General features: G+C 65.5%; 20 protein-coding genes. 8 read left to right on the top strand and 12 right to left on the bottom strand.

Annotation, left to right across the window (positions count from 1 at the left end):
• Positions 1 to 39: 39 nt before the first annotated feature.
• Positions 40 to 642 carry a YceI family protein gene (locus PV781_RS16325; protein WP_274776686.1) on the top strand — a complete coding sequence of 201 codons (603 nt, stop codon included), beginning with the start codon at positions 40 to 42 and terminating at the stop codon, positions 640 to 642.
• A 21-nt stretch (positions 643 to 663) separates the two neighbouring features.
• Here PV781_RS16325 and PV781_RS16330 read toward each other — a convergent pair whose 3' ends face one another.
• From PV781_RS16330 to PV781_RS16365, 8 genes are all read right to left on the bottom strand, one after another.
• Positions 664 to 1,047: a hypothetical protein gene (locus tag PV781_RS16330; RefSeq protein WP_274776687.1), complete on the bottom strand. Its 384-nt coding sequence runs from the start codon at positions 1,045 to 1,047 to the stop codon at positions 664 to 666.
• A gap of 175 nt (positions 1,048 to 1,222) precedes the next feature.
• Positions 1,223 to 2,497 (bottom strand): phenylacetate--CoA ligase family protein, encoded by a 1,275-nt coding sequence (locus PV781_RS16335; RefSeq protein ID WP_274776688.1) that lies wholly within the window; start codon positions 2,495 to 2,497, stop codon positions 1,223 to 1,225.
• A gap of 128 nt (positions 2,498 to 2,625) precedes the next feature.
• Positions 2,626 to 3,468, bottom strand: coding sequence for an ABC transporter ATP-binding protein (locus PV781_RS16340; protein WP_274776689.1), 843 nt, complete (start codon positions 3,466 to 3,468; stop codon positions 2,626 to 2,628).
• Between the two features lie 166 nt (positions 3,469 to 3,634).
• Complete coding sequence (locus PV781_RS16345; RefSeq protein WP_274776690.1) at positions 3,635 to 4,915, bottom strand: ABC transporter substrate-binding protein; 1,281 nt, start codon at positions 4,913 to 4,915, stop codon at positions 3,635 to 3,637.
• Positions 4,916 to 4,985: 70 nt separating this feature from the next.
• Positions 4,986 to 6,056, bottom strand: a complete 1,071-nt coding sequence (locus PV781_RS16350; protein ID WP_274776691.1) for a branched-chain amino acid ABC transporter permease — start codon at positions 6,054 to 6,056, stop codon at positions 4,986 to 4,988.
• A gap of 4 nt (positions 6,057 to 6,060) precedes the next feature.
• Positions 6,061 to 6,954, bottom strand: coding sequence for a branched-chain amino acid ABC transporter permease (locus PV781_RS16355; protein ID WP_209104466.1), 894 nt, complete (start codon positions 6,952 to 6,954; stop codon positions 6,061 to 6,063).
• A gap of 103 nt (positions 6,955 to 7,057) precedes the next feature.
• Complete coding sequence (locus PV781_RS16360; RefSeq protein ID WP_274776692.1) at positions 7,058 to 9,007, bottom strand: long-chain fatty acid--CoA ligase; 1,950 nt, start codon at positions 9,005 to 9,007, stop codon at positions 7,058 to 7,060.
• A gap of 14 nt (positions 9,008 to 9,021) precedes the next feature.
• Positions 9,022 to 9,885 carry an ABC transporter ATP-binding protein gene (locus PV781_RS16365; RefSeq protein ID WP_274776693.1) on the bottom strand — a complete coding sequence of 288 codons (864 nt, stop codon included), beginning with the start codon at positions 9,883 to 9,885 and terminating at the stop codon, positions 9,022 to 9,024.
• A gap of 171 nt (positions 9,886 to 10,056) precedes the next feature.
• Between PV781_RS16365 and PV781_RS16370 the strand changes: the two genes are divergently transcribed.
• The 6 genes from PV781_RS16370 (at position 10,057) to PV781_RS16395 (ending at position 18,057) form a co-directional block, all read left to right on the top strand.
• On the top strand, positions 10,057 to 11,670 hold the full coding sequence (locus PV781_RS16370; protein ID WP_274776694.1) for an AMP-binding protein: 1,614 nt from the start codon (positions 10,057 to 10,059) through the stop codon (positions 11,668 to 11,670).
• Between the two features lie 253 nt (positions 11,671 to 11,923).
• Positions 11,924 to 12,580 (top strand): TetR/AcrR family transcriptional regulator, encoded by a 657-nt coding sequence (locus PV781_RS16375; protein WP_274776695.1) that lies wholly within the window; start codon positions 11,924 to 11,926, stop codon positions 12,578 to 12,580.
• A 176-nt stretch (positions 12,581 to 12,756) separates the two neighbouring features.
• Entirely contained in the window at positions 12,757 to 14,364 is a 1,608-nt protein-coding gene (locus PV781_RS16380) for a carboxyl transferase domain-containing protein (RefSeq protein ID WP_274776696.1), read from the top strand.
• Entirely contained in the window at positions 14,364 to 15,140 is a 777-nt protein-coding gene (locus tag PV781_RS16385) for an enoyl-CoA hydratase/isomerase family protein (RefSeq protein WP_274776697.1), read from the top strand. Before PV781_RS16380 ends, PV781_RS16385 begins: the two co-directional genes overlap by 1 nt.
• Positions 15,137 to 17,152, top strand: coding sequence for an acetyl/propionyl/methylcrotonyl-CoA carboxylase subunit alpha (locus PV781_RS16390; RefSeq protein WP_274776698.1), 2,016 nt, complete (start codon positions 15,137 to 15,139; stop codon positions 17,150 to 17,152). The genes PV781_RS16385 and PV781_RS16390 overlap by 4 nt, the downstream gene beginning before the upstream one ends.
• Positions 17,149 to 18,057 carry a hydroxymethylglutaryl-CoA lyase gene (locus tag PV781_RS16395; protein ID WP_274776699.1) on the top strand — a complete coding sequence of 303 codons (909 nt, stop codon included), beginning with the start codon at positions 17,149 to 17,151 and terminating at the stop codon, positions 18,055 to 18,057. The genes PV781_RS16390 and PV781_RS16395 overlap by 4 nt, the downstream gene beginning before the upstream one ends.
• A 39-nt stretch (positions 18,058 to 18,096) precedes the next feature.
• On the opposite strand, the gene PV781_RS16400 is transcribed toward PV781_RS16395, so the two are convergent.
• The 4 genes from PV781_RS16400 to PV781_RS16415 form a co-directional block, all read right to left on the bottom strand.
• On the bottom strand, positions 18,097 to 18,855 hold the full coding sequence (locus tag PV781_RS16400) for an SDR family oxidoreductase (RefSeq protein WP_274776700.1): 759 nt from the start codon (positions 18,853 to 18,855) through the stop codon (positions 18,097 to 18,099).
• An 80-nt stretch (positions 18,856 to 18,935) separates the two neighbouring features.
• Positions 18,936 to 19,910: a GlxA family transcriptional regulator gene (locus PV781_RS16405; RefSeq protein ID WP_274776701.1), complete on the bottom strand. Its 975-nt coding sequence runs from the start codon at positions 19,908 to 19,910 to the stop codon at positions 18,936 to 18,938.
• A gap of 158 nt (positions 19,911 to 20,068) precedes the next feature.
• Positions 20,069 to 21,277, bottom strand: coding sequence for an ABC transporter substrate-binding protein (locus PV781_RS16410; RefSeq protein ID WP_274776702.1), 1,209 nt, complete (start codon positions 21,275 to 21,277; stop codon positions 20,069 to 20,071).
• Between the two features lie 46 nt (positions 21,278 to 21,323).
• Positions 21,324 to 22,103, bottom strand: coding sequence for a 3-hydroxybutyrate dehydrogenase (locus PV781_RS16415; protein WP_274776703.1), 780 nt, complete (start codon positions 22,101 to 22,103; stop codon positions 21,324 to 21,326).
• A gap of 404 nt (positions 22,104 to 22,507) precedes the next feature.
• On the opposite strand from PV781_RS16415, the gene PV781_RS16420 reads away from it, so the two are divergent.
• Positions 22,508 to 23,941 (top strand): sigma-54 interaction domain-containing protein, encoded by a 1,434-nt coding sequence (locus PV781_RS16420; RefSeq protein ID WP_274776704.1) that lies wholly within the window; start codon positions 22,508 to 22,510, stop codon positions 23,939 to 23,941.
• The last annotated feature ends 250 nt before the right edge of the window (positions 23,942 to 24,191 follow it).

A 24,191-nucleotide genomic window follows, 5' to 3' on the forward strand; every position in this document is an offset into this window, starting at 1 on the left:
ACAAGCATAAGGGGCTCTCCTAACGTAAGGAGAGGCCCCATGAAGCATCTGCCGATCGCCGCCTTCGCCGCCGCTCTCTGCCTTGCCTCCCCGCTCTCGGCCCAGGAGACCACACAAAACCCTCACCAGGCCTCAGCCGGCACCTATGAGGCGGATCCCGGCCATACCCGGGTAACCTGGAAAATCAAGCACCTGGGTTTCTCCACCTATAGCGGCATCGTTCCGGCCATCACCGGCACGCTTGTCCTTGACCCGAAGACCCCGAATGCGAGCCGCGTGGAGGTCACCATTCCGGTGAACAAGATCGGCACGCTCGATCCCGCTTTGGATGCTCATCTGATGGCGGGGGATTTCTTCGATGTTGCAAATTTCCCGAGCGCCACCTTCAAGTCGACCCGCATTGAGGCGGATGGGGATGACGCGCGCATCACGGGCGAACTCACGTTGCGCGGCGTTACGCGGACCGTCACCCTCGAGGCAGAGTTCAATCAGGCGGGCGTCGCACCGACTGACAAGACCTACACGGTCGGCTTTGACGCAAAGGCCAAGATCAAGCGGTCGGACTTCGGTATGACGGCCTTCTTGCCCATGGTTGGGGACGAAGTGGAGCTGGCGATCGAAGCTGAATTCAAGAAGAAGTAGCGCCCGAGCCTTCCCAACGCCTCAATAGGGAAAGAACGGTCCGCCCCACAGCCCATAGTCGAATTCGTACGACTCATCCGGGATGGGCGCCATGGCGGCTTCGTTGCTCATGCGCTGCTGGTAGCGCACCTGCTGGTAGAGGCCGTAATTGTCCTCGGTGCCGTAATAGATGCAGTTGCAACCGGTCGGGTCGGCATAGAGATAGACGGTGCGCCCCTTCTGGGCCTGGGTCACGAAGGTGTTGGGCGGCAGCGCCTTCATGGAGGCGACGCGGGCGGGCGTGTCCGCCGGGCGCTGATGGAAGCCGGCGGCCACCAAGGCGTTTTCCTTCTGCTCGGCCGGGGTGGTGCAGCCAGCGGCGGCGAGGCCGAGCGTGGCCAGGAGCAGGGTGAAACGGAATTTCATGAGCAAGCGCCTCGGTTCCAGCTTGCACCCTAACCGTATGACCGCGCCTGTCTAGCCGATGGCCGGCAAGGCGTGGGCGGGGCGCAGAGGAACCGCCCCACGCCAACCGAGAGCGTCCGTCCCACGCCTGAAGAGGGGCGGCCCGCAAAGTGGGGTCCTGAAAGACGCCAGCCCCTCACCCCACCTTGCGGCGGTCCTCGATCGTCTTGGCATCGTCCGGCAGCGTGCCCCGCGCCAGAAATTCGAGGCGGCAGCGCAGCTTGGTGGAGGCGCGCAGATCGTCCAGCAGCGCCTCTTCCGCGAGGGCGGCGCCGTCAGCCAGTTCCACCTCCAGCAGCATGTCGTCGCTGGTGCCGTTATGGTCCACCACCAGGCGCGCCTTGGTGATGGCGGGGTGCTTCTTCACGGCAGAGGTCACCTGGATGGGATGCACGAACATCCCGCGGATCTTGGTCACCTGGTCCGCGCGCCCCAGCCAGCCGCGCAGCCGCCCATTGGTGCGCCCGCAGGCACTCATGCCCGGCATGAGGGCGGAGAGGTCGCCGGTGGCGAAGCGGATGAGGGGATAATCGGGCTCCAGCAAGGTCACGACCACCTCGCCCACCTCGCCCTCGGTTTCCACCGGATCACCTGTGCCCGGGCGCACGATCTCCACGATCACATGCTCTTCCAGGATCATGCCGTCCTCCGCCTCGCTCTCATAGGCGACGAGACCGAGATCGGCGGAGCCATAGGCCTGGCGGGCGGTGATGCCAGCGTCCCGAAGGGCGGCGCGCATGGCCGGCAGGAAGGCCTCGCCCGTCACCAGCGCCTTGGTGAGGGAGGAGATGTCGGTGCCCTCCTGGCGGGCCTTGTCCACCAGGATCTTCAGGAAGGAGGGGGTGCCGGCATAGCCGTGGGGGCGGATGTCGGCGATGGCGCGCAATTGCAGGTCGGTCTGGCCGACACCGGCGGGCACCACGGCGCAACCCAGCGCATGGGCGCCACTCTCCATCATCGAGCCGGCGGGGGTCAGGTGATAGGAGAAGGTGTTGTGCAGGATCTCGCCCTGCCGAAAGCCGCAGGCGTACAAGGCGCGGGCAAAGCGCCAGTAATTGGGACGTCGGCCTTCGGGATCATAGATGGGGCCGGGCGACATGAAGATGCGGGCAAGGTTGCCCGGCGGCGTGCCGTTCAGCCCGCCGAATGGCAGGCTTTTCGGCTGGAGATAGGGCAGGTCCGACTTGCGTGTGACGGGCAGGCGTGCGAGCGCAGCCCGGCTGTTGATGGCGTCGGCGTCCACGTCCTTCAAGAGGGCCGCGAAATAGGGTGAGCGGGCCTTGGCGGTGGCCACCTGGGCCGCGAGCGCGGTCATGAGCGCCGCTTCGCGCTCCTGCGGGTCGCGTGTCTCAAGGGCGTCAAAGAAGCGGTCGGTGTTGGTCATGTCGCCCTCGCTCATCAACTGAGCCATCTTGTATCGTGCGGGCCGTGGGCGCCGGGTCGAGCCCGAGCCTTCGCCGGCGTGCGCCAGGACTGTGCGGGGAGGGGTCCCCGATGAAATGTGCGGTCCGGCCTTTCCCGCCAGCGCGGGCGGAGCCGTCAGAGCCAGCGCTTGCGGCGCTTGAAGGATTTCAGGTTCTTGAACGACTTGCGCTCCTCGCCGCCGCCCTGGCCCAGATAGAATTCCTTCACGTCCTCATTGGTGGAGAGCTGCTCGGCCGTGCCGTCCAGCACGATCTTGCCCTGCTCCATGATGTAGCCGTAGTCCGCCACCGAGAGCGCCACGCGGGCATTCTGTTCCACCAGGAGAATGGTGACGCCCAGATCCCGGTTGAGCTGCTTGATGATGGCGAACACCTCCTTCACCAGGAGGGGGGAGAGGCCCATGGACGGCTCGTCCATGAGGATCAGCTTGGGGCGGGCCATCATGGCGCGGCCGATGGCCAGCATCTGCTGTTCGCCGCCGGAGAGATAGCCGGCAAGGCCGGTGCGCTCCCGAAGGCGCGGGAAATACTGGTAGACGCGCTCGATGTCGCTCTTCACCTCATTGTCGCGGCGGGTGAAGGCGCCAAGGCGCAGGTTTTCCAGGATGGTCATGTCGGCGACGATGCGGCGCCCCTCCATCACCTGGAAGATGCCGCGCCGGACGATCTGGTCCGGCTCAATGCCGTTGATTCGCTCGCCCAGGAAGGAGACGTCGCCCCGCGTGATCTCGCCATCCTCGGACTTCAGCAGCCCCGAAATGGCTTTGAGCGTGGTGGACTTGCCGGCGCCGTTGGAGCCCAGCAGCGCGACGATCTTGCCCTGCGGGACCTTCAGCGAGAGGCCGCGCAGCACCAGGATGACGTCGTTATAGACCACCTCGATATTGTTGACGTTCAGCATCGGCGGTGCCGTCTCGGCGGCCGGCTGCGGATCCATCTTCAGTGCGGCCTCTGCCATGGCGGGACCTTCGGGCTTGCGCCGTTCCCTCCGGTTGCGTCCCGGCGTCGACGGCGGTGCTTCATGCAAAAGGGAAGGGGTCCGAAGGGGGCCGGCGCGCGTCCGGCCCCTCGGAGGCCGGCCGCTCCTGACCGCGAACGGGATCAGGAGTGGCCGGATGGGGCGATCACCAGCCCTGCAGCTCAGTCTTGCGCGGCAGGTTGATGGTGGCGACCTTGTCGAGCTTGATGACGCCCTTGTCGACGAGCTCGGTCACGGTGCCTTCGGTCGGGCCGTTCACAACGGCGCGGTAGAGATCGACCGTGGTGGTGGGGCGATGATCGGTGGCGGTCCAGGTGGAGGGATTGCACACGCCGTCCGTGCCCTTCGGCACCCAATCCTTCTTCTGGTACATGCCGTCGCGGATCTTCACGCCGGTGACGCCGCCATTCTTGTCGGCCCACTCCATGGCTTCCTTCATGTACATGACGGTGCACACGGCGGCGAGGTAATGGACAGGGCGATATTCCTTGCCGTCCGGATCGGACATCTTGGAAATGGCCTTGAAGGTGGCAAGGCCCGGGGCCGAACCGGTCCAGGTGACGGCGGTGCGCACCGGGAAGATCACGCCATTGGCGGCCGAGCCGGCGGCCTTGGCCGCGTTCTCATCCATGCCCCACACATTGCCGAAGAACTGCGCCTTCACGCCGGCCGCTTCGCACGCCTTGAGCACCGAGATGTTGGAGCCGGCGGTGTTGCCGAGATAGGCGTAATTGGCGCCGGACTGCTTCAGCGTCAGGCACTGGGCAGTATAGTCGCCGGGGGTGAGGGCGAAGGTGATGGGGTCCAGCACCTCGAAGCCCAGTTCCTTGGCATAGGCCTCGGCCGCCGCCTTCGGCGAGTTGGGGAAGGGGTGGTTGGCGCCCATATGCACCCATTTGGGCTTGCCCTGGCCGCCCTTGGCCTTCCAGTCGTCGGCGGCCCACTGCACCATGGCGCGGGCGGCATCGGAGTAAGAGGGGCCGTAGAAGAAGTTGAACGGCGCGGCGCGCTCGCTCTTCTCGTTCACCTTGCCCTTGGGATCGGTGAGGGTGGCAGCGTAGGAGCCCGAATAATAGGGGATCTCCTCCTTGGTCACCATGGCGACGAGCGCCTCGGTGTCGGCCGTGCCCCAGCCCTGGATCGCCACCACCTTGTCGGTGCCCACCCACTTCTTGAAGGCGGCCAGTGCGCGCGGCACCTGGTAGCCATATTCGTTGAAGTCGGAATTGATCTGCTTGCCGTTCACCCCGCCATTCTTGTTGATCCAGGCGATGGTGTCCTGGACGCCCTGGCCATAGGGCTTGCCCACGTCCGAGGTGCCGCCGGAATAGTCTGCGAGGTGGCCGATATTGATGGACTGGGCCAGCGCCGGGCTTGCCGCGGCAAGGGCGAGGGCGGAAACGAGAGGCAGTGCAAACTTTTTCATCTGGCTTCTCCTTGGGGTCGTTCCTCTGCGGGACATCCGGGCGGTCTTGCGCCGTCCTTCTCCCGCGCCGTCAGTACGAGAAGGGATAGAGTTTCCAATAGGCCTTGATCTGGCGCCAGCGGTGGGCGAGCCCATCCGGCTCGAAGATCAGGAACAGGATGATGGTGGCGCCGATCAGCATCTCGCGCATGTAGGTGATGCCGTCCTTCAGGTGCAGCGCCTTGTCGATGGCGCTGCCCTGGAGCGCGGAGGCGAGCGCGCCGGTCAGTTCCGGCAGCAGGACCATGAAGATGGTTCCCAGCAGAGAGCCCATCACCGATCCCAGCCCGCCAATGATGATCATGGCCAGGAACTGGATCGAGAACAGGATGTCGAGCCCTTCCACCGACATGAAGCCGATATAGTGGGCATAGAGCGCCCCGCCGATGCCGGCATAGAAGGATGAGATGCCGAAGGCCATGGTGCGGTACTTGGTGAGGTTCACGCCCATCATCTCGGCGGAGAGATAATGATCGCGCACCGCGATCAGCGCCCGCCCGTCGCGGGTGCGCATCAGGTTGGTGGCGAAGAGATACATCACCACCACGAACACCAGCACCACGTAGAAATAGCGCGTGTCGCCCGACAGGTCGTAGCCGAACAGCTCGAACGGGGGTGCCATGGCGCCGTGCGTGCCGCCGGTGAACCATTCCGCCCGGACGAAGAAGTCCTGGAGGATGAACTGCGCGGCCAGCGTAGCGATGGCGAGATAAAGCCCCTTCACCCGCGCGGCCGGCAGGCCGAACAGGAGGCCCACGAAGGTGGTCCACACGCCCGCGAGCACGATGGCGACGGGCACCGGCACGCCCTTATTGGCCAGGAAGGCGGAGGCAAAGCCGCCGAAGCCAAAGAACACCGCATGGCCGATGGAGATCTGCCCCGAAAAGCCCACCAGGATGTTCAATCCCAGCGCCGCGATGCCCAGATAGCCGATCTGGATCATCAAAGAGAGCATGTAGCGGGACAGGAAGAAGGGCGCGAAGCAGAGCACCACAACTGCTGCAACGCAGAACAGCATGGTGAGCCGGGTGGCGAAGATGGTCTGGTCGGCCCGGTACGAGGTGCGGAAGTCGCCGCACGGGCGCATGGTGGAGATGGCCATGGCGTCACACTCTCTCGATGTCGCGGGTGCCGAACAGACCGTACGGCTTGATCATCAGGATGATGATGAGGACGTAGAAGGGCACGATCTCATAGAGGTTGCCCCAGTTGAGGAACTGGCTGTCGAAGAAGTGCGCCACATTCTCCAGGACGCCGATGATGAGCCCGCCCACCACCGCGCCGAGGATCGAGTCGAGGCCGCCCAGGATCACCGCCGGGAAGACCTTGATGCCGAAGAAGGAGAGCGAGGAGGACACGCCGTTCACGATGCCCACCACCACGCCGGCCACCGCGGAGACCGCCGCAGAGATGCCCCAGGACAAGGCGAACACCTGGCGGACGGAAATGCCGAGCGACTGGGCCACCTGCTGGTTGAAGGCAGTGGCCCGCATGGCCAGGCCCATGCGGGAATATTTGAAGAACCAGGCAAAGCCCGCCATGATCGCCAGCGAGACGCCGGTCGACATGAGATAGGCCGTCTGCACCTGCAGCCCCAATATGTTGACCTTCGCCACCGAGAAGATGGGCGGGAAGGGCTGGGCAAAGGTGCCGAACATCCACTTCATCAGGGCCTGGAAGAAGATGGACAGGCCGATGGTCACCATGATGACCGAGATGATGGGCTCGCCGATCAGGGGCCGCAGCACGATGACCTGAAGGGCGAAGCCGAACAGCATCATGAAGGCGAGCGCGATAAGGAAGCCCCAGATGAAGGGGATCTGCCAGTAGGTGAGCAGCCACCAGCAGGTCCAAGCGCCGATCAGCAGGAATTCGCCCTGGGCGAAGTTCACCACCTGGCTGGCCTTGTAGATCAACACGAAGCACATGCCGACCACGCCATAGAGCGTGCCGATGATGAGCCCGTTGATGACGAGTTGGAGAAGGAGTTGCGAGGTCATTGGGGCGCCCGCGAAAATCCTCTCCCGCTGGCCGGGGAGGGAGGGAAGGGAGAAGGACGGGAGACGAGCGGTGCGCAGGATCGGTGCGCTGGTTCGGGAAACGTCATGCCGCCCTCCGCTTGGAGCCGGGAGCCGCCGCGCCACTTCCCGCGGTCATGTCCACCACTTCGAGCACCGTCTTGATGCGCTGCTTGGTGCCGTCCTGGAAGGTGATGGTGGTGTCCACCGCGATCTTGGGATCGCCGCGGTACATGGCGTCGATGATGTCGCCATAGCGCTCATTGATGACGCCGCGGCGCACCTTGCGGGTGCGGGTCAGTTCGCCGTCGTCCGCGTCCAGCTCCTTATAGAGCAGCAGGAAGCGGGAGATGCGCTGCTTCTCGGCCAGCGTCTTGTTCACCTGCTCCACTTCCCGGCGCAGCAAGTCGATGACTTCGCGTCGCGAGGCAAGGTCCGTATAGGTCGTGAATGCGATGCGGTTCTTCTCCGCCCATTTGGAGACAATGGAGAAGCGAATGCAGATCATGGCGGCGAGATCGTTGCGGCCATCGCCCAGGATCACGGCCTCCGCCACATAGGGCGAGAACTTCAACTTGTTCTCGATATATTGCGGCGAGAAGCGGTCGCCATGGGCGGTGGAGGCCATGTCGCGCACCCGGTCGATGACCACCAGATGGCCGCGCGGATTGATGAAGCCGGCATCCCCGGTCTGCATCCACCCGCCTTCGGCGAACGACTTCCGGGTCTCTTCCTCGTTGCGGTAATAGCCGGCGAACGCGTTGCCGTGGCGGGTGACGATCTCGCCCAGGCCGTTGGGGTCGGGATTGTCGATGCGCAGTTCCACCCCGGCCATGGGCACGCCCACCGTGTCGAAATCCACGTCGTCGGCAGTGTGGAGGGTGTAGGCGCCCAGAAGCTCCGTCTGGCCATAGAGCTGGCGCATGGGCACGCCGAGCGCCAGGAAGAAGCGGAATGTATCCGGCCCCAACGCCGCGCCGCCGGTGGCGGCGGACTTCAGGTTGGAGAAGCCCAGCCGGTCGCGCAGCGCGCGGAACAGGATGAGATCCGCCACCGGGGAGCGCTTGCCGCTCTCAAGGGCCTTCAGGCCCAGCTTCATGCCATAGTCGAACATGGCCCGCTTGAAGGGCGAGGCATCCATGATGCGGGCCCGCACGTCGGCCGCGATCTGCTCCCAGACGCGGGGGGCGAACAGCACGAAGGTGGGGCCGATCTCGCGCATATCGGCCATGGTGGTCTCGGTCTCCTCCACGAAGTTGACCTTCATGCGGGAGATGAGTGCCTGGCCGAAGGCGTAGATCTGCTCCATGATCCATGGCATCTGGAGCACGCTGACATATTCGTCCTGCGGCCCGCGCGGATCGGCGGCCAGATAGGCCGCGCAGTGGCGCAGCAAGGCGCCGGAGGTCAGCATGGCCAGCTTGGGATGGGACGTGGTGCCCGATGTAGTGCACAGGATGGCGACGTCTGAGCCCTTGCCCTCGGCCACCATGCGATCATAAAGGCCGGCATCGGCGGCCGCGCGGGCGGCGCCGGATGCTTCCACGGCGGACAGGGCGATGAGACGCGGGTCGTCATATTTGCGCAGTCCGCGCGGGTCCGCATAGACGATGTGGCGGACCGTGGGGATGCGATCTTCCAGCTGGAGCAGCTTGTCCACCTGCTCCTCGTCTTCGGCGAAGATCACCTTCACGTCCGCATAGGTGATGAGGTAGGCCACTTCCTCGGCGAGGGCGTCGCGATAGATTCCCAGCGACATGCCGCCCACCGCATGGGCGGCGATCTCGCCCATCAGCCATTCCGGGCGGTTGTCGCCGATGAGGGCGATGACGTCGCCGCGCTTGGCGCCGAGCTCGGAAAGGCCCAGCGCCATGTGCTGGACACGCTGCGACACCTGGCTCCAGGTGTAGGAATTCCAGATGCCCAGGTCCTTTTCGCGCAGCCAGATGTCGCTGCCGTGATTGCGCGCATTGAAGGTCAGCAGCTTGGGCAAGGTATCGTGGACGGAAACGTCCGGCAGGGTCGCCTGGCTCATGGGGACGGCCTCTCTCACGCGGACAATGCCTGGGTCGAAGGGGGCGGCGCATCGAGCTCGTCTTCAAGCTCGGGATCCTCCTCGCCCAGATAGGCCTTGCGGACATGCTCGTTGGCCAGCACGTCGGCGGGCAGCCCCTCGGCGATCTTGCGGCCGAAGTCGAGCACCATGACGCGATGGGAGATGTCCATCACCACGCCCATGTCGTGCTCGATCATGATGATAGTCATGCCCCACTCCTCGTTGAGATCAACGATGTAGCGGGCCATGTCCTCCTTCTCTTCGAGGTTCATGCCCGCCATGGGCTCGTCGAGCAGGATGAGCTTGGGCTCCAGCGCCACGGCGCGGGCGAGCTCCACCCGCTTGCGCAGTCCATAGGAGAGGGTGCCAGCGGTGGCCTTGCGCACATGCTGGATATCGAGGAAGTCGATAATGTCCTCGACCTTGCGGCGGTGCTCCAATTCTTCCTTCTGCGCGCCACCCACCCAATAGAGGGCGCCGGTGAACCAGTTGTTCTTCAGCAGATGGTGGCGGCCGACCATGATGTTGTCGAGCACGCTCATATGATGGAACAGGGCCAGATTCTGGAACGTGCGGCCGATGCCGATGGCGGCGCGCCGGTTGGGCTTGAGCCGCGTCACGTCGCGGCCCTCGAACAGCACCCGCCCCTCGGTGGGCGAATAGCGCCCCGAAATGCAGTTGAGCAGCGAGGTCTTGCCGGCACCGTTGGGGCCGATGATGGAGAACAACTCGCCCTTGTCGACCGAGAAATGCACATCGCTCAGCGCCCGTAGGCCGCCGAAACGCAGCGAGACACCATCGACATTCAATAGCGACGCGTTGCCGGCCGATGCGCCTGAGGCATTGGCAGTCGACATATTTCCCTCCCGAAACCCGCTCATTTGGCGGGGTGGCTTCTACGGCCGTGTCTCACATTGTGAGATGATGTTGGCCAGATTATCTAGCGGGCGTTCGGTTCTTTCAAGGCCAATGCCGCCAGTCTCGATGAATTATTGCGGTTCACCCATTTTTGTCTCACATTGTAAGACATGGTCGACACTGAACATGAAAATGGCGGGCCGAAAGGCGCGCAGAGTCTTGGCCGGGCCATCGCCGTGCTGCGCGTGGTCGCCAATGCCGCGCCACGTCCCGTGCGCCTCGCTGATCTGATGCACGCCACGGGCCTCTCGAAAGCCACCGCCCATCGCCTCGCCACGACGCTCGTCCATGAGGGTTTGATGGCCTATGACAGCGAGACCCGCAGCTACACGCTGGGGAGCTTTTTCTCCAGGTTCGGGGCGGCCGATCTGTCGCAGGCGGCCGGGGACGACACCCCTGCCCAGCACGCTCATCCGGTAAAATACAGCGGCAGCAAGATTCCATTGGCTCATCTCCTGTGCGACCGGCACCTGGCTGTGAAGCGGGCCCAGCCCGCCATGATTCACGAGACCGTCTCCGGTCAGACCTCTGAGCTGAGCTTCGGAAAGCTCGCGGAATATTCGTCACGCTTTGCCCGCGTCCTGGCCGGCGCCGGCATTCGCAAGGGCGACCGGGTGGCCGTGCTCCTGCCCAAGGGCGTCGAGCTGGTCATCACCGCGCTCGCCATCTGGCGGATCGGGGCGGTGTATATGCCGCTCTTCTCCACCTATTCCCCGGCCGCCGTGGAGGCCCGGCTTAAGGCCAGCGGAGTCAAGGCCGTCGTCGCCAACCGCTTCCTCGTGGAGCGCGCTTCCCGCTACATCACGGGCAAGACCTTCGTCTGCCTTGTCGAGGGCGACCAGATCAACCGCCTCGACAGCAAGGCCACGCAGTTCTGGTCCTCCATCTATGCCTCCGAGCCGCTTGAAACGGTGGAGACTTATGGCGAGAACGACCCCTTCATCATGACGTATGCCCCGAGCTTCGTCGAAGCTAAGCTCGGTCTGCTCACGCCAGTCCGGGCCTTGGCCGGCATCGAGCAGTTTATGCGGATCGCCATCGATGTGCGGGACGACGACGTCTATTGGAACATGGCCGACCAGGGCTGGGAATACGGCATCTATTACGGCCTGATCGGCCCACTCCTGATCGGGTGCGCGATCCTGTTCTGCGATGGCCCCTATGATGTCTCCCAGGGCTATCGCGTCCTGTCCAAATTCCGGGTCACCAACCTCACGGCAGCCCCTTCCCAGATCAAGGCTTGGCGGCGCGGCGATCCCCACGACGGCGCCGCCCCCTTCGCCATTCGCCACGTCACGGTGTGTGGCGAACCGCTGCCGCTGGACGTTGTGTCCTGGGTGACGCAGAAGCTCGAAGTGCCGCTGATCAACCAGTATGGCACCCGCGAGACCGGCATGATCGTGGGCATGACCTACGATCCCCGCGATCCGGCCTTCTCGCAGCTCGCCTCCGTGGGGCGCATCATGCCGGGCTTTGCCCTGACGGTGCTGGACAAGAGTGGCGCCAAGCTGCCCGCGGGAGCGGAGGGCCTGCTGGCGGTGGACGTGAAGCGCTCACCGCTGTTCTGGTTCCGCTCCTATTTCAAGGATGAAGCCAATACCAAGATGCGCTTCCAGTTCGGCAGCGACTTCTACATTCTTGGCGATACCGGCCTCATCGATGAAGACGGGCTTGTCCACTATAGCGGGCGGGCATCCCACGCCATTTTGATGCAGAAAGACTGAAGCCGGGCGCCTGGCTTGGTCATGATTCTCTCCCATGTGGGCGGCGGTAGAACTTGGCGTCACGCCGGGTGCATCGGTCTTATGCCGGTTGTAGAAACAATCGAACGTTCTTTTTTTACGGGCGTCAAGGCTCTTTTTGCTGCCCTGCGGCTTGCGTGTCTGGCCGCGGGCGCTCACTCTACCCGCCGATCATCCCGTGGATGGTCTTACCGTCACACCAACTGGCCGAAGGGGCCTTCCGGTCGGGAGAGACATGGCGCGCACGGTCGGTTCCAATGGGGCGCGCACCGCCCAGGCCATTCGGCAGGCGGGCGTGCAGCTCATTTACAAGCACGGCTATGAGGCCATGAGCCTGCGGCAGCTGGCGGCCGAGGTCGGGCTGCAGTCGGGCTCGCTCTACAAGTATTTCGACAACAAGCAGAGCCTCCTGTTCGACATTGTGCGCGACCACATGGAAGACCTCATCCTGCGGGCGGAGGTTGCCCTCAGAGATGGCAAGGCGCCGCTCGACCGGCTCAAGGCGTTCGTCGATTTCCATCTGCGCTATCACATGACGCGCAACGCCCATGTCTTCATCGCCAACATGGAGATTCGCTCCCTGGACGAGGAGCATCGGGCGGTGGTTGTGGAGATGCGCCAGCGCTATGAGGCCTTGCTGGAAGACGCGCTGAGGACGGGTGCCGAGGCGGGGATGTTCCGCGTGCCGGAGCCTCGCGTCGCCACCTATGCCATCATTTCCATGCTGACCGGCATCTGCATGTGGTATCGCGCCGATGGCCGCCTGACCCAGGACGAACTGGTGCGAATCTACACGGACCTGGTGGTGGAGGGCGTCGCGCTTCCGGAGGCCACCCGCCGCGCCGCCCCGCCGCCGCTCGCCGCCGTTCCCAGGCGCAAGGTGAAAGCCTGATACGCAGCAGGCGAATTCGCTTGCAGCCGGTTTAAAAAAACGTACGATCGTTTCCAAGCCGACCACGATCGGCACGGGAGGAAAGACGGTCTGCGCTTTGTCCGGTCATGGCTGTCATGACCGTGTGCTACGCGCTTCCAAGTTCGGCTCCCGGAACATTCAAGGGTGAGGCGCGCATGGCGATCATCGAGGACGCGGTCGACCGGCGGTCGGAAGTCTTCCGCCGAAATCGCGAGGCACTGGCCGCGAGCGTCGCGGACCTGCGGGGCCATGTGGAGCGCATCGCCGAGGGCGGCGGGCAGGTGGCGCGCGAGCGGCATCTCAAGCGCGGCAAGCTCTTGCCCCGCGACCGGATCCGCACCCTGCTGGACACGGGCTCGCCTTTCCTCGAACTGTCGCAGCTTGCCGCCTACGGCATGTATGACGACGATATTCCCGCCGCCGGCATTATCACCGGCATCGGCCGGGTGTCGGGGCGCGAATGCATGATCGTGGCCAATGACGCCACGGTGAAGGGCGGCACCTACTTCCCCATGACGGTGAAGAAGCACCTGCGGGCTCAGGCCATTGCGCGGGAAAATCACCTGCCGTGCCTCTATCTTGTCGATTCCGGCGGTGCCAACTTGCCGAACCAGGACGAGGTCTTCCCTGACCGCGAGCATTTCGGCCGCATCTTCTTCAACCAGGCCAACATGTCGTCCGAGGGCATCGCCCAGATCGCGGTGGTGATGGGCTCGTGCACCGCTGGCGGCGCTTATGTGCCGGCGATGGCGGACCAGTCCATCATGGTGAAGAACCAGGCCACCATCTTCCTGGGTGGCCCGCCTCTGGTGAAGGCGGCCACCGGCGAGGTCGTGACCGCCGAGGAGCTGGGCGGTGCAGACGTGCACACCCGCACCTCTGGCGTCGCCGACCATATGGCCGAGAATGACGCCCACGCGCTGGGCATCGCCCGCACCATCGTGGCCGACCTCAACCGCGTGAAGGGCCACGGCCTCGATATCCGCCCGCCCAAGGCGCCGCTTTATGATGCCGAGGACATTTACGGCATCGTCTCGCAGGATCCCAAGAAGCCGTTCGACGTGCGCCAGATCATCGCCCGCATCGTGGACGGCTCCGAGTTTGACGAGTTCAAGCCGCTTTACGGCACCACGCTGGTGACCGGCTTTGCCCGCATCTTCGGCTATCCGGTTGGCATCATCGCCAACAATGGCATCCTGTTCTCGGAAAGCGCGCTGAAGGGTGCGCACTTCGTGGAATTGTGCTGCCAGCGCAATATCCCTTTGGTCTTCCTGCAGAACATCACGGGCTTCATGGTGGGCCGCAAATATGAGTCCGGCGGCATCGCCAAGGATGGCGCCAAGCTCGTCAATGCGGTGTCGTGCGCATCGGTGCCCAAGTTCACGGTGGTCATCGGCAATTCCTTCGGCGCCGGCAATTACGGCATGTGCGGCCGCGCCTTCGAGCCGCGCTTCCTGTGGATGTGGCCCAATGCCCGCATCTCGGTGATGGGCGGCGAGCAAGCCGCGAACGTGCTCGCCCAGGTCAAGCGCGACGGCATTGAGGGCAAGGGTGGCAGCTGGTCGGCGGAGGACGAGGCGGCCTTCAAGGCCCCCATCCAGGCCCAGTATGAGCGCCAGGGTCATCCCTATTATTCCTCGGCCCGCCTGTGGGACGACGGCGTTATCGACCCGGCGGACACCCGCATGGTGCTGGCGCTGGCTTTGTCCGCTTCCCTCAACGCCCCTGAGAAGGACACGCGCTTCGGCGTGTTCCGCATGTGATGAGCCTCCTTGTTTCCCGAGAGGACGGGGTCGCTGTCCTCACCCTCAACCGCCCCGAAGTCCACAACGCCTTCGATGACGGCCTGATCGCCTCACTGACCGCCGCCTATGGCGAGGCCGGGGCCGATCCGGCGGTGAAGGCCATCCTGCTGCGGGCGAATGGTCCCTCCTTCTGCGCCGGGGCCGACCTCAACTGGATGCGCCGCATGGCGGCCTATTCCCGCGCGGAGAATCTGGCGGATGCCGGTGCGCTGGGCGAGCTCATGCGCACCATCGACACCTGCCCCAAGCCCACTCTTGCGCGGGTGCACGGTTCGGCCTTCGCCGGCGCCATCGGCCTCATCGCCTGTTCAGACATTGCGGTGGCGGTGCCCGAGGCGCTGTTCGCTGTGACCGAAGTGCGGATCGGCCTCATCCCGGCGGTCATCAGCCCCTATCTGGTCCGCGCCATGGGCGCGCGGCAGGCGCGGCGCTATTTCCTCACCGCCGAGCGCTTCTCGGCGGAGACCGCCCTGGCGCTGGGCCTCGTGCATGAGGTGGTGCCAGCCGAGGAGCTCGATGGCGCGATCGCCCGCCATCTCAAAGCCCTGTCCGCCGGCAGCCCGGCGGCGCAGGCCGCCACCAAGGATCTCGTCGCGGCGGTGGATCGCCCGCTCAGCGCCGAGGTCATCGCCGACACCGCCGCCCGCATCGCCGACCAGCGCGCCAGCGCCGATGGTCGCGAGGGGCTCACCGCCTTCCTGGAAAAGCGCAAGCCACAATGGGGGCAGGCATGACCGGAACCCACACGCGGCCCATCCGCACGCTTCTCGTGGCCAATCGCGGGGAGATCGCCGTGCGCGTCATGCGCACCGCCCGTGCCATGGGCCTGAAGACCATCGCCGTCTATTCGGACGCCGACGCTCGCGCCCTCCATGTGGCGAGCGCCGACGAGGCCTATCCCATCGGCCCCGCGCCCGCCCGCGAGAGCTATCTGCGCATCGACGCCATCCTGGAGGCCGCGAAGGCTTCGGGCGCGGATGCCATCCATCCCGGCTATGGCTTTCTCTCCGAGAATGCCACCTTCGCCAAGGCGTGCGCGGATGCGGGCATTGTCTTTGTCGGCCCGCCGGCGTCCGCCATCGAGGCCATGGGCTCGAAGAGCGCCGCCAAGGTGCTGATGGAAAAGGCCGGCGTGCCGCTGGTGCCAGGCTATCATGGTGCGGACCAGGACCCCGCTTTGCTGGCGCGGGAGGCGGCGCGCATCGGCTATCCCGTGCTCATCAAGGCCTCCGCCGGCGGCGGCGGCAAGGGCATGAAGGTGGTGAGGTCCGCAGAGGAGTTCGCCGACGCGCTCGCCTCGGCCCAGCGTGAGGCCCGCAACGCGTTTGGCGATGACCGGGTGCTGGTGGAGAAATATCTCACCCGCCCGCGCCATATAGAGGTGCAGGTCTTCGCCGATACGCACGGCAACGTGGTCTATCTCCACGAACGCGACTGCTCCATCCAGCGCCGCCACCAGAAGGTGGTGGAGGAGGCTCCCGCCCCCGGCATGAGCCCGGAACGGCGTGCGGCCATGGGCCAGGCGGCCGTAGATGCCGCCCGGGCGGTGGGCTATGTGGGCGCCGGCACGGTGGAATTCATCGCCGAGGGCGACGACTTCTTCTTCATGGAGATGAACACCCGTCTCCAGGTGGAGCATCCCGTCACCGAGGCCATCACCGGCCAGGACCTGGTAGAATGGCAGATCCGGGTGGCACGCGGAGAGGCGCTGCCGCTGGCCCAAGCGGATATTCCGCTCATCGGCCACGCCATCGAGGTCCGCCTCTATGCGGAGGATCCTGAGAAGGACTTTCTGCCCCAGGTGGGCCGGCTCGATCATCTGGTCCTGCCCGACGCCATTGCCGGCGTGCGAGTGGATTCCGGCGTGCGGGCGGGGGACTCAGTCTCCATTCATTACGACCCCATGATCGCCAAGATAATCGCGGCCGGTGCCGACCGGTCGGAAGCGCTGGGACGCCTGCGTGCGGCTCTTGCGGCGACGCAGGTGGTCGGCCTGTCCACCAACCGCGCCTTCCTGCAATCCATCCTCGCCGAGCCGGCCTTCACCGCCGCCGATCTCGACACCGGCTTCATCGAGCGCCACCGCGACACCCTCTTGCCGCCGCCCGCGCCGGTAGACGAGCGCTCCCTCGCGCTCGCCTCCCTCTATGTGCTGCTGGACGAGGCCCGCGCTTCCGCGTCTTCCGCGGACCCGGCCGATCCCTGGTCGCCCTGGGGACTGGCACCGGGCTGGCGGCTCAATCGGTCGGCCTTCGTGGACCTGACCTTCGCCGACCGCGACACGCGCATCGCCGTGCGGGCTCATTATGCGGCGGATGGTTTCCAGCTGGACCTGCCGGGCGGACGCCTCGCCGTGGAGGGCAAGCTCTCCGACGACGGCACCCTCATCGCCCGCCTCGCCGGCGTCCGGCTGACCGCCCGCGTGGTGCGCTCCGGCGCTCGGCTCACCGTCTTCGCGGCGGGTGCCGAGCGCAGCCTCGACCATGTGGACCCGCGCCTTGCCAGCATCGAGGCGACCGGCACCGCCGGGCGACTGGTGGCGCCCATGCCGGGCACCATCACCCGCATCGCCGTGGCACCGGGTGATCTGGTTGAAAAGGGCACCGCTCTGGTGGTGGTGGAAGCCATGAAGATGGAGCATACGGTGGCCGCGCCCCGCTCCGGGCGCGTCGCGTCCATCCGGTTCGCTGTCGGCGACCTGGTGGATGATGGCACCGAGCTCTTGGTTCTGGAGGATCCGGCATGAGCCGTCCCGCTGAAGTGCGTATCGTCGAGGTCGGTCCACGCGACGGGCTCCAGAACGAAAAGGGCATTGTGCCGCTGGCTGCCAAGGTGGCGCTCATTGATGCCCTGGCGGATGCCGGCCTGACGGTGGTGGAAAGCGGCAGCTTCGTCTCGCCCAAATGGGTGCCGCAGATGGCGGATACGGCTGAGGTGATGGCTGCCATCACCCGCAAGCCGGGCGTTCGCTATCCGGTGCTCGTGCCCAACATGAAGGGCCTTGAGGCCGCGCTCGCCTGCCATGTGGACGAGGTGGCGGTGTTCGGCGCCGCATCCGAGGCCTTCAGCCAGAAGAACATCAACTGCTCCATCGCCGAGAGCCTGGAGCGCTTTCGTCCCGTGGTGGCGGCGGCGCTGGAGGCCGGCATCCTCGTGCGCGGCTATGTGAGCTGCGTGCTCGGCTGCCCCTATCAGGGCGAGGTGCCGGTGGCCAAGGTGGTGGAGGTGTCGGAAGCCCTGGCGGCCATGGGCTGCTATGAGGTTTCGCTGGGCGACACCATCGGCGTCGGCACGCCCGACAAAGCCAAGGCGATGGCCTCAGCCGTGGCCTCCGCCATTGGCGTCGGGCGCACTGCCGTGCACTTCCACGACACCTACGGGCAGGCGCTGGGCAATGTGCTCGCTTGCCTGGACGCTGGCATCCATGTGGTGGATAGCTCGGTGGCCGGCCTCGGCGGCTGCCCCTATGCCAAGGGCGCCTCCGGCAATCTCGCCACCGAGGATCTGGTCTATATGCTGGACGGCCTCGGCGTTTCCACCGGCGTCGACCTGGACAAGCTCGCGGCCGCTGGCCGCGCCATCACCGCCGCGCTCGGCCGCGAACCCACCTCCCGCGTGGCCCAGGCCCTCGCCGCCCGCTGCGCGGCCTGAAGGACTGGCCCCCGCCCACCGGCGAGGGCCGATCGCCGCTCAGACCGGGATGGGATTGGCGACCAGGGCCAGGTTGAAGCCGTGGACGAGCGCATGTTCGCCGCTGCCGGGATTGTCGCGCACCGCCTGCACCTCTTCCACCACCACTTCCTCTATCTCGGTGGCGAGGCCGGCCATGGTCTTCTCGATGAAGACGGGGAGCGGCATCGCGCGCGGATCCCCGCTCTTTTTAATGAGGTCGGTGTCCACCCAAGGCGGGGCGATTTCCTGCACCGTGACCGACGTGTCGCGCAGCATGAAGCGTTGCGACAGGGCGTAGGAATGCAGCGCCGCCTTGGTGGCGGAATAGACCGCCGTCGTCGCCAGCGGCAGATAGGCGAGGATCGAGGTGTTGTGGATGATGGTCGCCCGCGGCTGTGCCTTGAGGTGCTCGATCAGCGCCGAAGTCAGGCGGATGGGGCCGAGCAGATTGGTGGCGATGATCTTCTCGCAGACCGCATCGTCGATGACGCCGCTCGCATCGTCGAACGGCATGATGCCGGCATTGTTGATCAGCACGTTCAGGCTTGGATAATCCCGCACCAGTTCGCCCGCCACCCGCGCAATGTCCGCCGGGTCGGCAATATCGAGCTCCACACCCGCCATGCCCGGATTGGCTTGCGTGACCTCCTTCAGCAGCGCCGCGCGCCGCCCGGCAATGATCACCTTGTTGCCGAGCCTGTGGAATGCTTCCGCGAGGCCGCGCCCGATGCCGGATGCGCCCCCGGTGATGAAAATGGTGTTGCCGGTCGTCTGCATGATGTCACCCGCTGGGTTCGATGTGGTGCGGTGACAATGGCGCAGGCCCCTTATGGCGGAAATGTCATATAAACGGCAAATCAGGACATCAAGGTCGCCGGCGCTTCGGAGTCTGCATTTCCGCCTCCTAGGCGCAGCGTACGCCTCAGACTTTGCGGAGGGTGCCCGAAGAAGCGCAGGAAGGCGCGCCGCATCCGATCGCGGTCCGCAAAGCCGGTGTGCCGCGCCACCTCGTCGAGGGAATGCCGACCCTCTTCCAGCATGACCTTCGCCGCTTCCAGGCGCAGACGTTCGACAGCCTTGGCGGGTGACTGGCCGGTCTCCTCGCGGAAGACGCGGCTGAACTGGCGCGGACTGAGGCTGGCGGCCTCCGCCAGATCCTCCACCGCGAGCGTGCTGCGCAGGTTTTCCTTCGCGTAGATCAGCGCCCGCCGCACCCGGTCCGAACGCGGCTCAAGTTCCAGCATGGCGGAGAATTGGGACTGGCCCCCAGGGCGCCGGTGATAGACGACCAGTCGCCGGGCGATGGCGCGAGCGAGCGCCGCGTCATAGTCGTCCTCAATGAGGGCAAGCGCCAGGTCGATGGCCGCGCTCATGCCGGCCGATGTCCAGACATGGCCGTCCCGGACGAAAATGCGGTCGCCGTCCACGTGGACCTCTGGAAACCGGCTCTGAAGCGCACCGGCATGGGCCCAGTGGGTGGTGGCCGAACGGCCATCCAGGAGGCCGGCCTCCGCCAGAACGAAAGCCCCGGTGCACACGCCCGCGACCCGCCGGGCGCGCTGGCCGGCCGCGGTGACATAGGCCCGCAGGGCCGGCGAGACCGGGCGGGGGGAGAGCTCGCCCAGCACCATGAGCGTATCGGGGAACGCGCCGAGCGGCAGGGTCTCGATGCGGACGCCCAGAGTGGAACGGATCGGCCCGCCGCGTTCCGACATGACCGAAAGGCCATAGGCCTGTTCCCCCAGTTCGATATTGGCGAACTCGAAGGCAGACAGCGCTGCGAGACCCATGACCTGGAAGCCGTCTTCCATGATGAATCCCACCTGTCGCATGGCGCTTCCTCCGCGGCCGCGGTCCATCGAGGGCCGCCTGACGCCCCAACGGGCGTCAGGCGATCGAGCCCGCCGTGAGATCCCTTTCTAGAGGCGTGTGGGCGCACCTGTCGAATGGGGAGCCACGTGCAGAAGGATGCGCAGATGCGCCGCGGCCCTCATTTCACCAGGGGACAGCCGCTTTCCGCCTCGGGAATGTAGGCCTCCTTGCCGGGAATGGTCTCGACGAGGGTGAGGTAATCCCACGGCCCCTTGGACTGTGCCGGCTTCTTGACCTCGAACAGGTACATGTTGCCGAAGACGCGACCGTTCTTCCCGATGCGGGCATCCTTCATCATCATGTCGTTGACGGGCGTGGCGCGCATCTTCTCCGCGACCTTGTCGGCATCGTCGGTGCCTGTGTTCTTGACCGCCTGGAGATAGTGGCGGACGGCTGAATAGACGCCGGCCTGGTTCATGGACGGCTTGCGGCCGGTCTTCTCCTCGAAGCGCTTCGACCACGCGCGCGTTCCGTCATTCATGTCCCAGTAGAAGGAATTTGCCATGGTCAGCCCCTGCGCCACCGGCAGGGTCAGCGCATGGATGTCGTTGATGTTCAGTAGCAGACCCGCCAGGGTCTGGCCGCCCTGGGGCAAGCCGAATTCATTGGCCTGCTTCACGGAATTGATGGTGTCGCCGCCCGCATTGGCCAGGGCCACCACCTTGGCCCCGGAGCCCTGGGCCTGGACCAGGAAGGAGGAGAAGTCAGATGTGGCCAGCGGCACACGGACCCCGCCCTTCACTGTACCGCCCAGAGCCTTGACGGTCTTGCTGGCTTCCTCTTCCAGCGAATGGCCGAAGGCATAGTCGGCGGTGATGAAGAACCAGGTCTTGTCGCCCTTGGCCACCAGCGCCCGCGCTGTGGCGGCGGAGACGGAATGGGTGTCCCAGGTCCACATGAAGCCATAGGGGCTGCAGGCCTTGCCCGTCAGGTCAACGGCGCCGGGACCCGACATGAGGAAGATGCGCTTGCGCTCCTTTGTGATGCCCTGCACCGCCAGGGCCGCAGCGGAGTTTGGCACGTCGGCGATCACGTCCACCTGCTCGGTGTCCACCCATTTGCGGGCGATGCCGGCGGCCACATCGGCCTTGTTCTGATGGTCGGCCACCACGATCTCGACGGGAACGCCGTTGATGGCATTGCCGAACTCTTCCGCAGCCATGCGCGCCGCGAGGGCCGAGCCCTCGCCATTAATGTCCGAATAGACGCCGGTCAGATCCGACAGGACGCCAATCTTGATCTTGCCATCGGTCACCTGGGCCTGAACCGGCGCCGCCAACCCACTCAACGCGGCGCCGAGCGCGACCGCGAGTATCTGACCCTTCATGTGCTTTCTCCCTGCCTTGATTGTTGTTGGATGTCGGGGCGCGGCCTCACCGCGCCGTGTAGCCCCCGTCCACGGGAAGCACGGCCCCCGTCACACCGGCTGCGGCGTCCGAGCACAGGAACACCACTGCCGCCGCAATCTCCTGTACGGTCACTGGGCGACGGATGGGCTGGTTCTCCAGGAACACGCCCTGGATCACCGCCTCAGGCTCCAGACCGGTGACGCGCGCTTGGTCGGCCACCTGCATTTCGATGATGGGCGTCATCACCATGCCCGGGCAGACCACGTTGCAGGTGATGCCGGCCTGGGCGACTTCCAGGGCGATCGAGCGCGTGAGGCCCACCAGGCCGTGCTTGGCTGCCACATAGGCCGGCTTGTGGGGCGCTCCCACCAGACCCAGCGCCGAGGCGATGTTCACGATGCGGCCGAACCCGCGGTCGGCCATGTCGGGCACGGCGGCCTTGCTGGCATGGAACGCGGCCGACAGGTTCACCGCCAGCACCTGATCCCATTTTTCTTCCGGAAAGTCCGCCAGCGGCGCCACATGCTGGATTCCGGCATTGTTGACCAGGATGTCCACCGGCCCGAGCGTGCGCGCGGCTGTCTCCAGGAGATCCCTCACCTCGGCGGGGCGGGCCATGTCGGCTGCGCAATAGGCGACGGTGCTGCCGGACGTCTCTGCCATTTCCCGTCGAGCCGCCTCGACTTCCGCCGCGTCGCCGAACCCGTTCAGCATCACATTGCAACCCGCCGCTGCCAGTGCGCTTGCGATGGCAAGTCCGATGCCCGAGGTGGATCCCGTGACAACCGCGTTGCGACCCTTCATGCCTTCTGTCCTTCTGCTGTTAAGAGCGGTGTGCCCCTGCATGCGGGCGGCCCGACACGTTCCGGCCGATCGCGTTCAACATGCTTCAGCATGCTCTTTCCCATCCCGATGGCCCGTGACCGGGCATCCCTCTCCACGGCAGGAGTGGACTCCAACCCCGACGCCCCCGCGGAATCGTCAGCAAGGCGCATGCCACCACTGTGGGGAGTGCCAAGAGCCAGGGATCCCAAGGCTTCCCGGCCGGCGCCTTGCCGTTCCGTTGAACTTCATGTCCCAGATTGCGGACGCACTCCCAGCCGCCGCGAGAGACAGGATCGCTGAAGCCATTGAAGTATGGCCCCTATTGGTGTGTCCTGAGATGAAACAGGCGTCCAAGTTTCAGGACACGCGGGAAGGAAGCAGCAATGCCAATGGATGCAGAGGCCCGGCTTCTCGCCGCCCGCTCACTCCTTGAAATGGTGGAGGAGATGATTGACGGCGCCACCATCGTCGACGAGCGCGCGCGGGTGGTCTGGTTCAATCCCGGTCAGCTGGCGCTTCTCGGCGGCATTGAGTTGCGCGACGTGGTCGGCGAGGAGATCGAGCGGGTCATTCCCCACAGCCGATTGCGTGAAGTGGTGGAGACCGGTCGCCCCCAACCGCTGGACGTCATTCAATATGGCGACAAGACGCTCCTGGTGACGCGCCTGCCTTTGCGGGCGGCGACGGGGGAGATCATCGGTGCCTTCGCCTTCGCCCTGAAGAACAGCATCCCCCATCTGCGGCCCATTGCCGAGCGGGTGCACCACCTCCAGGCGCGCCTTGCGCGCATGGAGCAGGCGCTCTCGACCACACGCTCGCATCGCTACACCAGCGAGCAGATCCTGGGGGCGAGCCCCGTCATGCGTGACGTCGGTCGCCTGCTCCGGCGGGCGGGGGAAGTGCGCTCTCCAGTCCTGCTGCTGGGGGAGACTGGAACAGGAAAGGAGATGGCGGCCCATGCCATCCACGCCGCTTCGGGGCGCGTGAACCGCCCGTTCGTGGCGATCAATATGGCCGCCGTGCCAGAAAACCTCCTGGAGGCCGAATTCTTCGGCGTGGCGCCAGGGGCCTTCACCGGGGCTGCCCGTCAGCCGCGACCCGGCAAGTTCCAGATCGCCCACGAGGGAACCCTCTTTCTCGACGAGATCGGCGACATGCCCCTCGCGCTCCAGGCCAAGCTGTTGCGGGCGCTCCAGGAGGGTGAAGTGGAGCCGGTGGGATCAAACCAGCTCGCGCGCGTCGATGTCCGCATCATCGCCGCAACCAGCCGACCCCTTTCCCAGATGGTGGAAGCCGGCCGCTTTCGGCAAGACCTCTATTATCGGCTCAACGTGCTCTCCATCCGCCTTCCGCCGTTGCGGGAACGGGAGGGTGATATCGGCCTGCTTGCGTCGCGATTCTCGGCACGGGTCGCAAAGTCGCACGGCGTGGCCGCCCGACCGATCACACCCGAGGCCGAAGCCCTGCTGGAGCGGCACCGCTGGCCCGGAAACGTACGCGAGCTCGCAAATGTCATCGAGCAGATCTATGTGCGTGCGGAAGGCGGCTCCATCGAAGCGGTCGATGTTGCAGAGGCGTTGGGACTGGCCACCGAAGAGGCGCTGGCGCCCATGACGGCCCGGCCGGGCCGTTTGACTGAAGCGGTTGCGGCGCTTGAGAAATCCATGATCGCCGCCGCTCTCCGTCGTTCCGAAACACGAGAAGCGGCCGCCCGGGACCTGGGCCTCTCACGCAGCAATCTCTACGCCAAGATGCAGCGCCACGGTCTGACGACGCTGAGTCACGCCTCCGAAGAAGCGGATATGACAGGCCTGTGAACGGCTGTGGACAGGCCGCGCAAAGTGTTTGCCGGCCAAGGTTCTCCAGCGCCCCTCCGCGGCGGCGTCGGGTTTAGGAAACGGCGGTACGGACGGAAAGTTCCAAATCGGTGTTGACACCCCAAATTGGGGGTCCTATAAACCGCCCATCAACGACGGGCTGCGGCCGCGAGTTCAGCGGCTGGTTCGTCGTCTCTGGATGCTTCTCACGACTTGATGTTGTGACAGCCGGCTCAGGCGCCGGGTGATG

The organism is Aquabacter sediminis, from assembly GCF_028863665.1.
In the GTDB taxonomy this organism is placed as follows: domain Bacteria; phylum Pseudomonadota; class Alphaproteobacteria; order Rhizobiales; family Xanthobacteraceae; genus L1I39.

Bases quoted from the DNA above. Each gene is read 5' to 3' on its own strand.
- PV781_RS16325 (WP_274776686.1), top strand. From the start codon at position 40: ATGAAGCATCTGCCGATCGCCGCCTTCGCCGCCGCTCTCTGCCTTGCC.
- PV781_RS16330 (WP_274776687.1), bottom strand. From the start codon at position 1,047: ATGAAATTCCGTTTCACCCTGCTCCTGGCCACGCTCGGCCTCGCCGCC.
- PV781_RS16335 (WP_274776688.1), bottom strand. From the start codon at position 2,497: ATGGCTCAGTTGATGAGCGAGGGCGACATGACCAACACCGACCGCTTC.
- PV781_RS16340 (WP_274776689.1), bottom strand. From the start codon at position 3,468: ATGGCAGAGGCCGCACTGAAGATGGATCCGCAGCCGGCCGCCGAGACG.
- PV781_RS16345 (WP_274776690.1), bottom strand. From the start codon at position 4,915: ATGAAAAAGTTTGCACTGCCTCTCGTTTCCGCCCTCGCCCTTGCCGCG.
- PV781_RS16350 (WP_274776691.1), bottom strand. From the start codon at position 6,056: ATGGCCATCTCCACCATGCGCCCGTGCGGCGACTTCCGCACCTCGTAC.
- PV781_RS16355 (WP_209104466.1), bottom strand. From the start codon at position 6,954: ATGACCTCGCAACTCCTTCTCCAACTCGTCATCAACGGGCTCATCATC.
- PV781_RS16360 (WP_274776692.1), bottom strand. From the start codon at position 9,007: ATGAGCCAGGCGACCCTGCCGGACGTTTCCGTCCACGATACCTTGCCC.
- PV781_RS16365 (WP_274776693.1), bottom strand. From the start codon at position 9,885: ATGTCGACTGCCAATGCCTCAGGCGCATCGGCCGGCAACGCGTCGCTA.
- PV781_RS16370 (WP_274776694.1), top strand. From the start codon at position 10,057: ATGGTCGACACTGAACATGAAAATGGCGGGCCGAAAGGCGCGCAGAGT.
- PV781_RS16375 (WP_274776695.1), top strand. From the start codon at position 11,924: ATGGCGCGCACGGTCGGTTCCAATGGGGCGCGCACCGCCCAGGCCATT.
- PV781_RS16380 (WP_274776696.1), top strand. From the start codon at position 12,757: ATGGCGATCATCGAGGACGCGGTCGACCGGCGGTCGGAAGTCTTCCGC.
- PV781_RS16385 (WP_274776697.1), top strand. From the start codon at position 14,364: ATGAGCCTCCTTGTTTCCCGAGAGGACGGGGTCGCTGTCCTCACCCTC.
- PV781_RS16390 (WP_274776698.1), top strand. From the start codon at position 15,137: ATGACCGGAACCCACACGCGGCCCATCCGCACGCTTCTCGTGGCCAAT.
- PV781_RS16395 (WP_274776699.1), top strand. From the start codon at position 17,149: ATGAGCCGTCCCGCTGAAGTGCGTATCGTCGAGGTCGGTCCACGCGAC.
- PV781_RS16400 (WP_274776700.1), bottom strand. From the start codon at position 18,855: ATGCAGACGACCGGCAACACCATTTTCATCACCGGGGGCGCATCCGGC.
- PV781_RS16405 (WP_274776701.1), bottom strand. From the start codon at position 19,910: ATGCGACAGGTGGGATTCATCATGGAAGACGGCTTCCAGGTCATGGGT.
- PV781_RS16410 (WP_274776702.1), bottom strand. From the start codon at position 21,277: ATGAAGGGTCAGATACTCGCGGTCGCGCTCGGCGCCGCGTTGAGTGGG.
- PV781_RS16415 (WP_274776703.1), bottom strand. From the start codon at position 22,103: ATGAAGGGTCGCAACGCGGTTGTCACGGGATCCACCTCGGGCATCGGA.
- PV781_RS16420 (WP_274776704.1), top strand. From the start codon at position 22,508: ATGCCAATGGATGCAGAGGCCCGGCTTCTCGCCGCCCGCTCACTCCTT.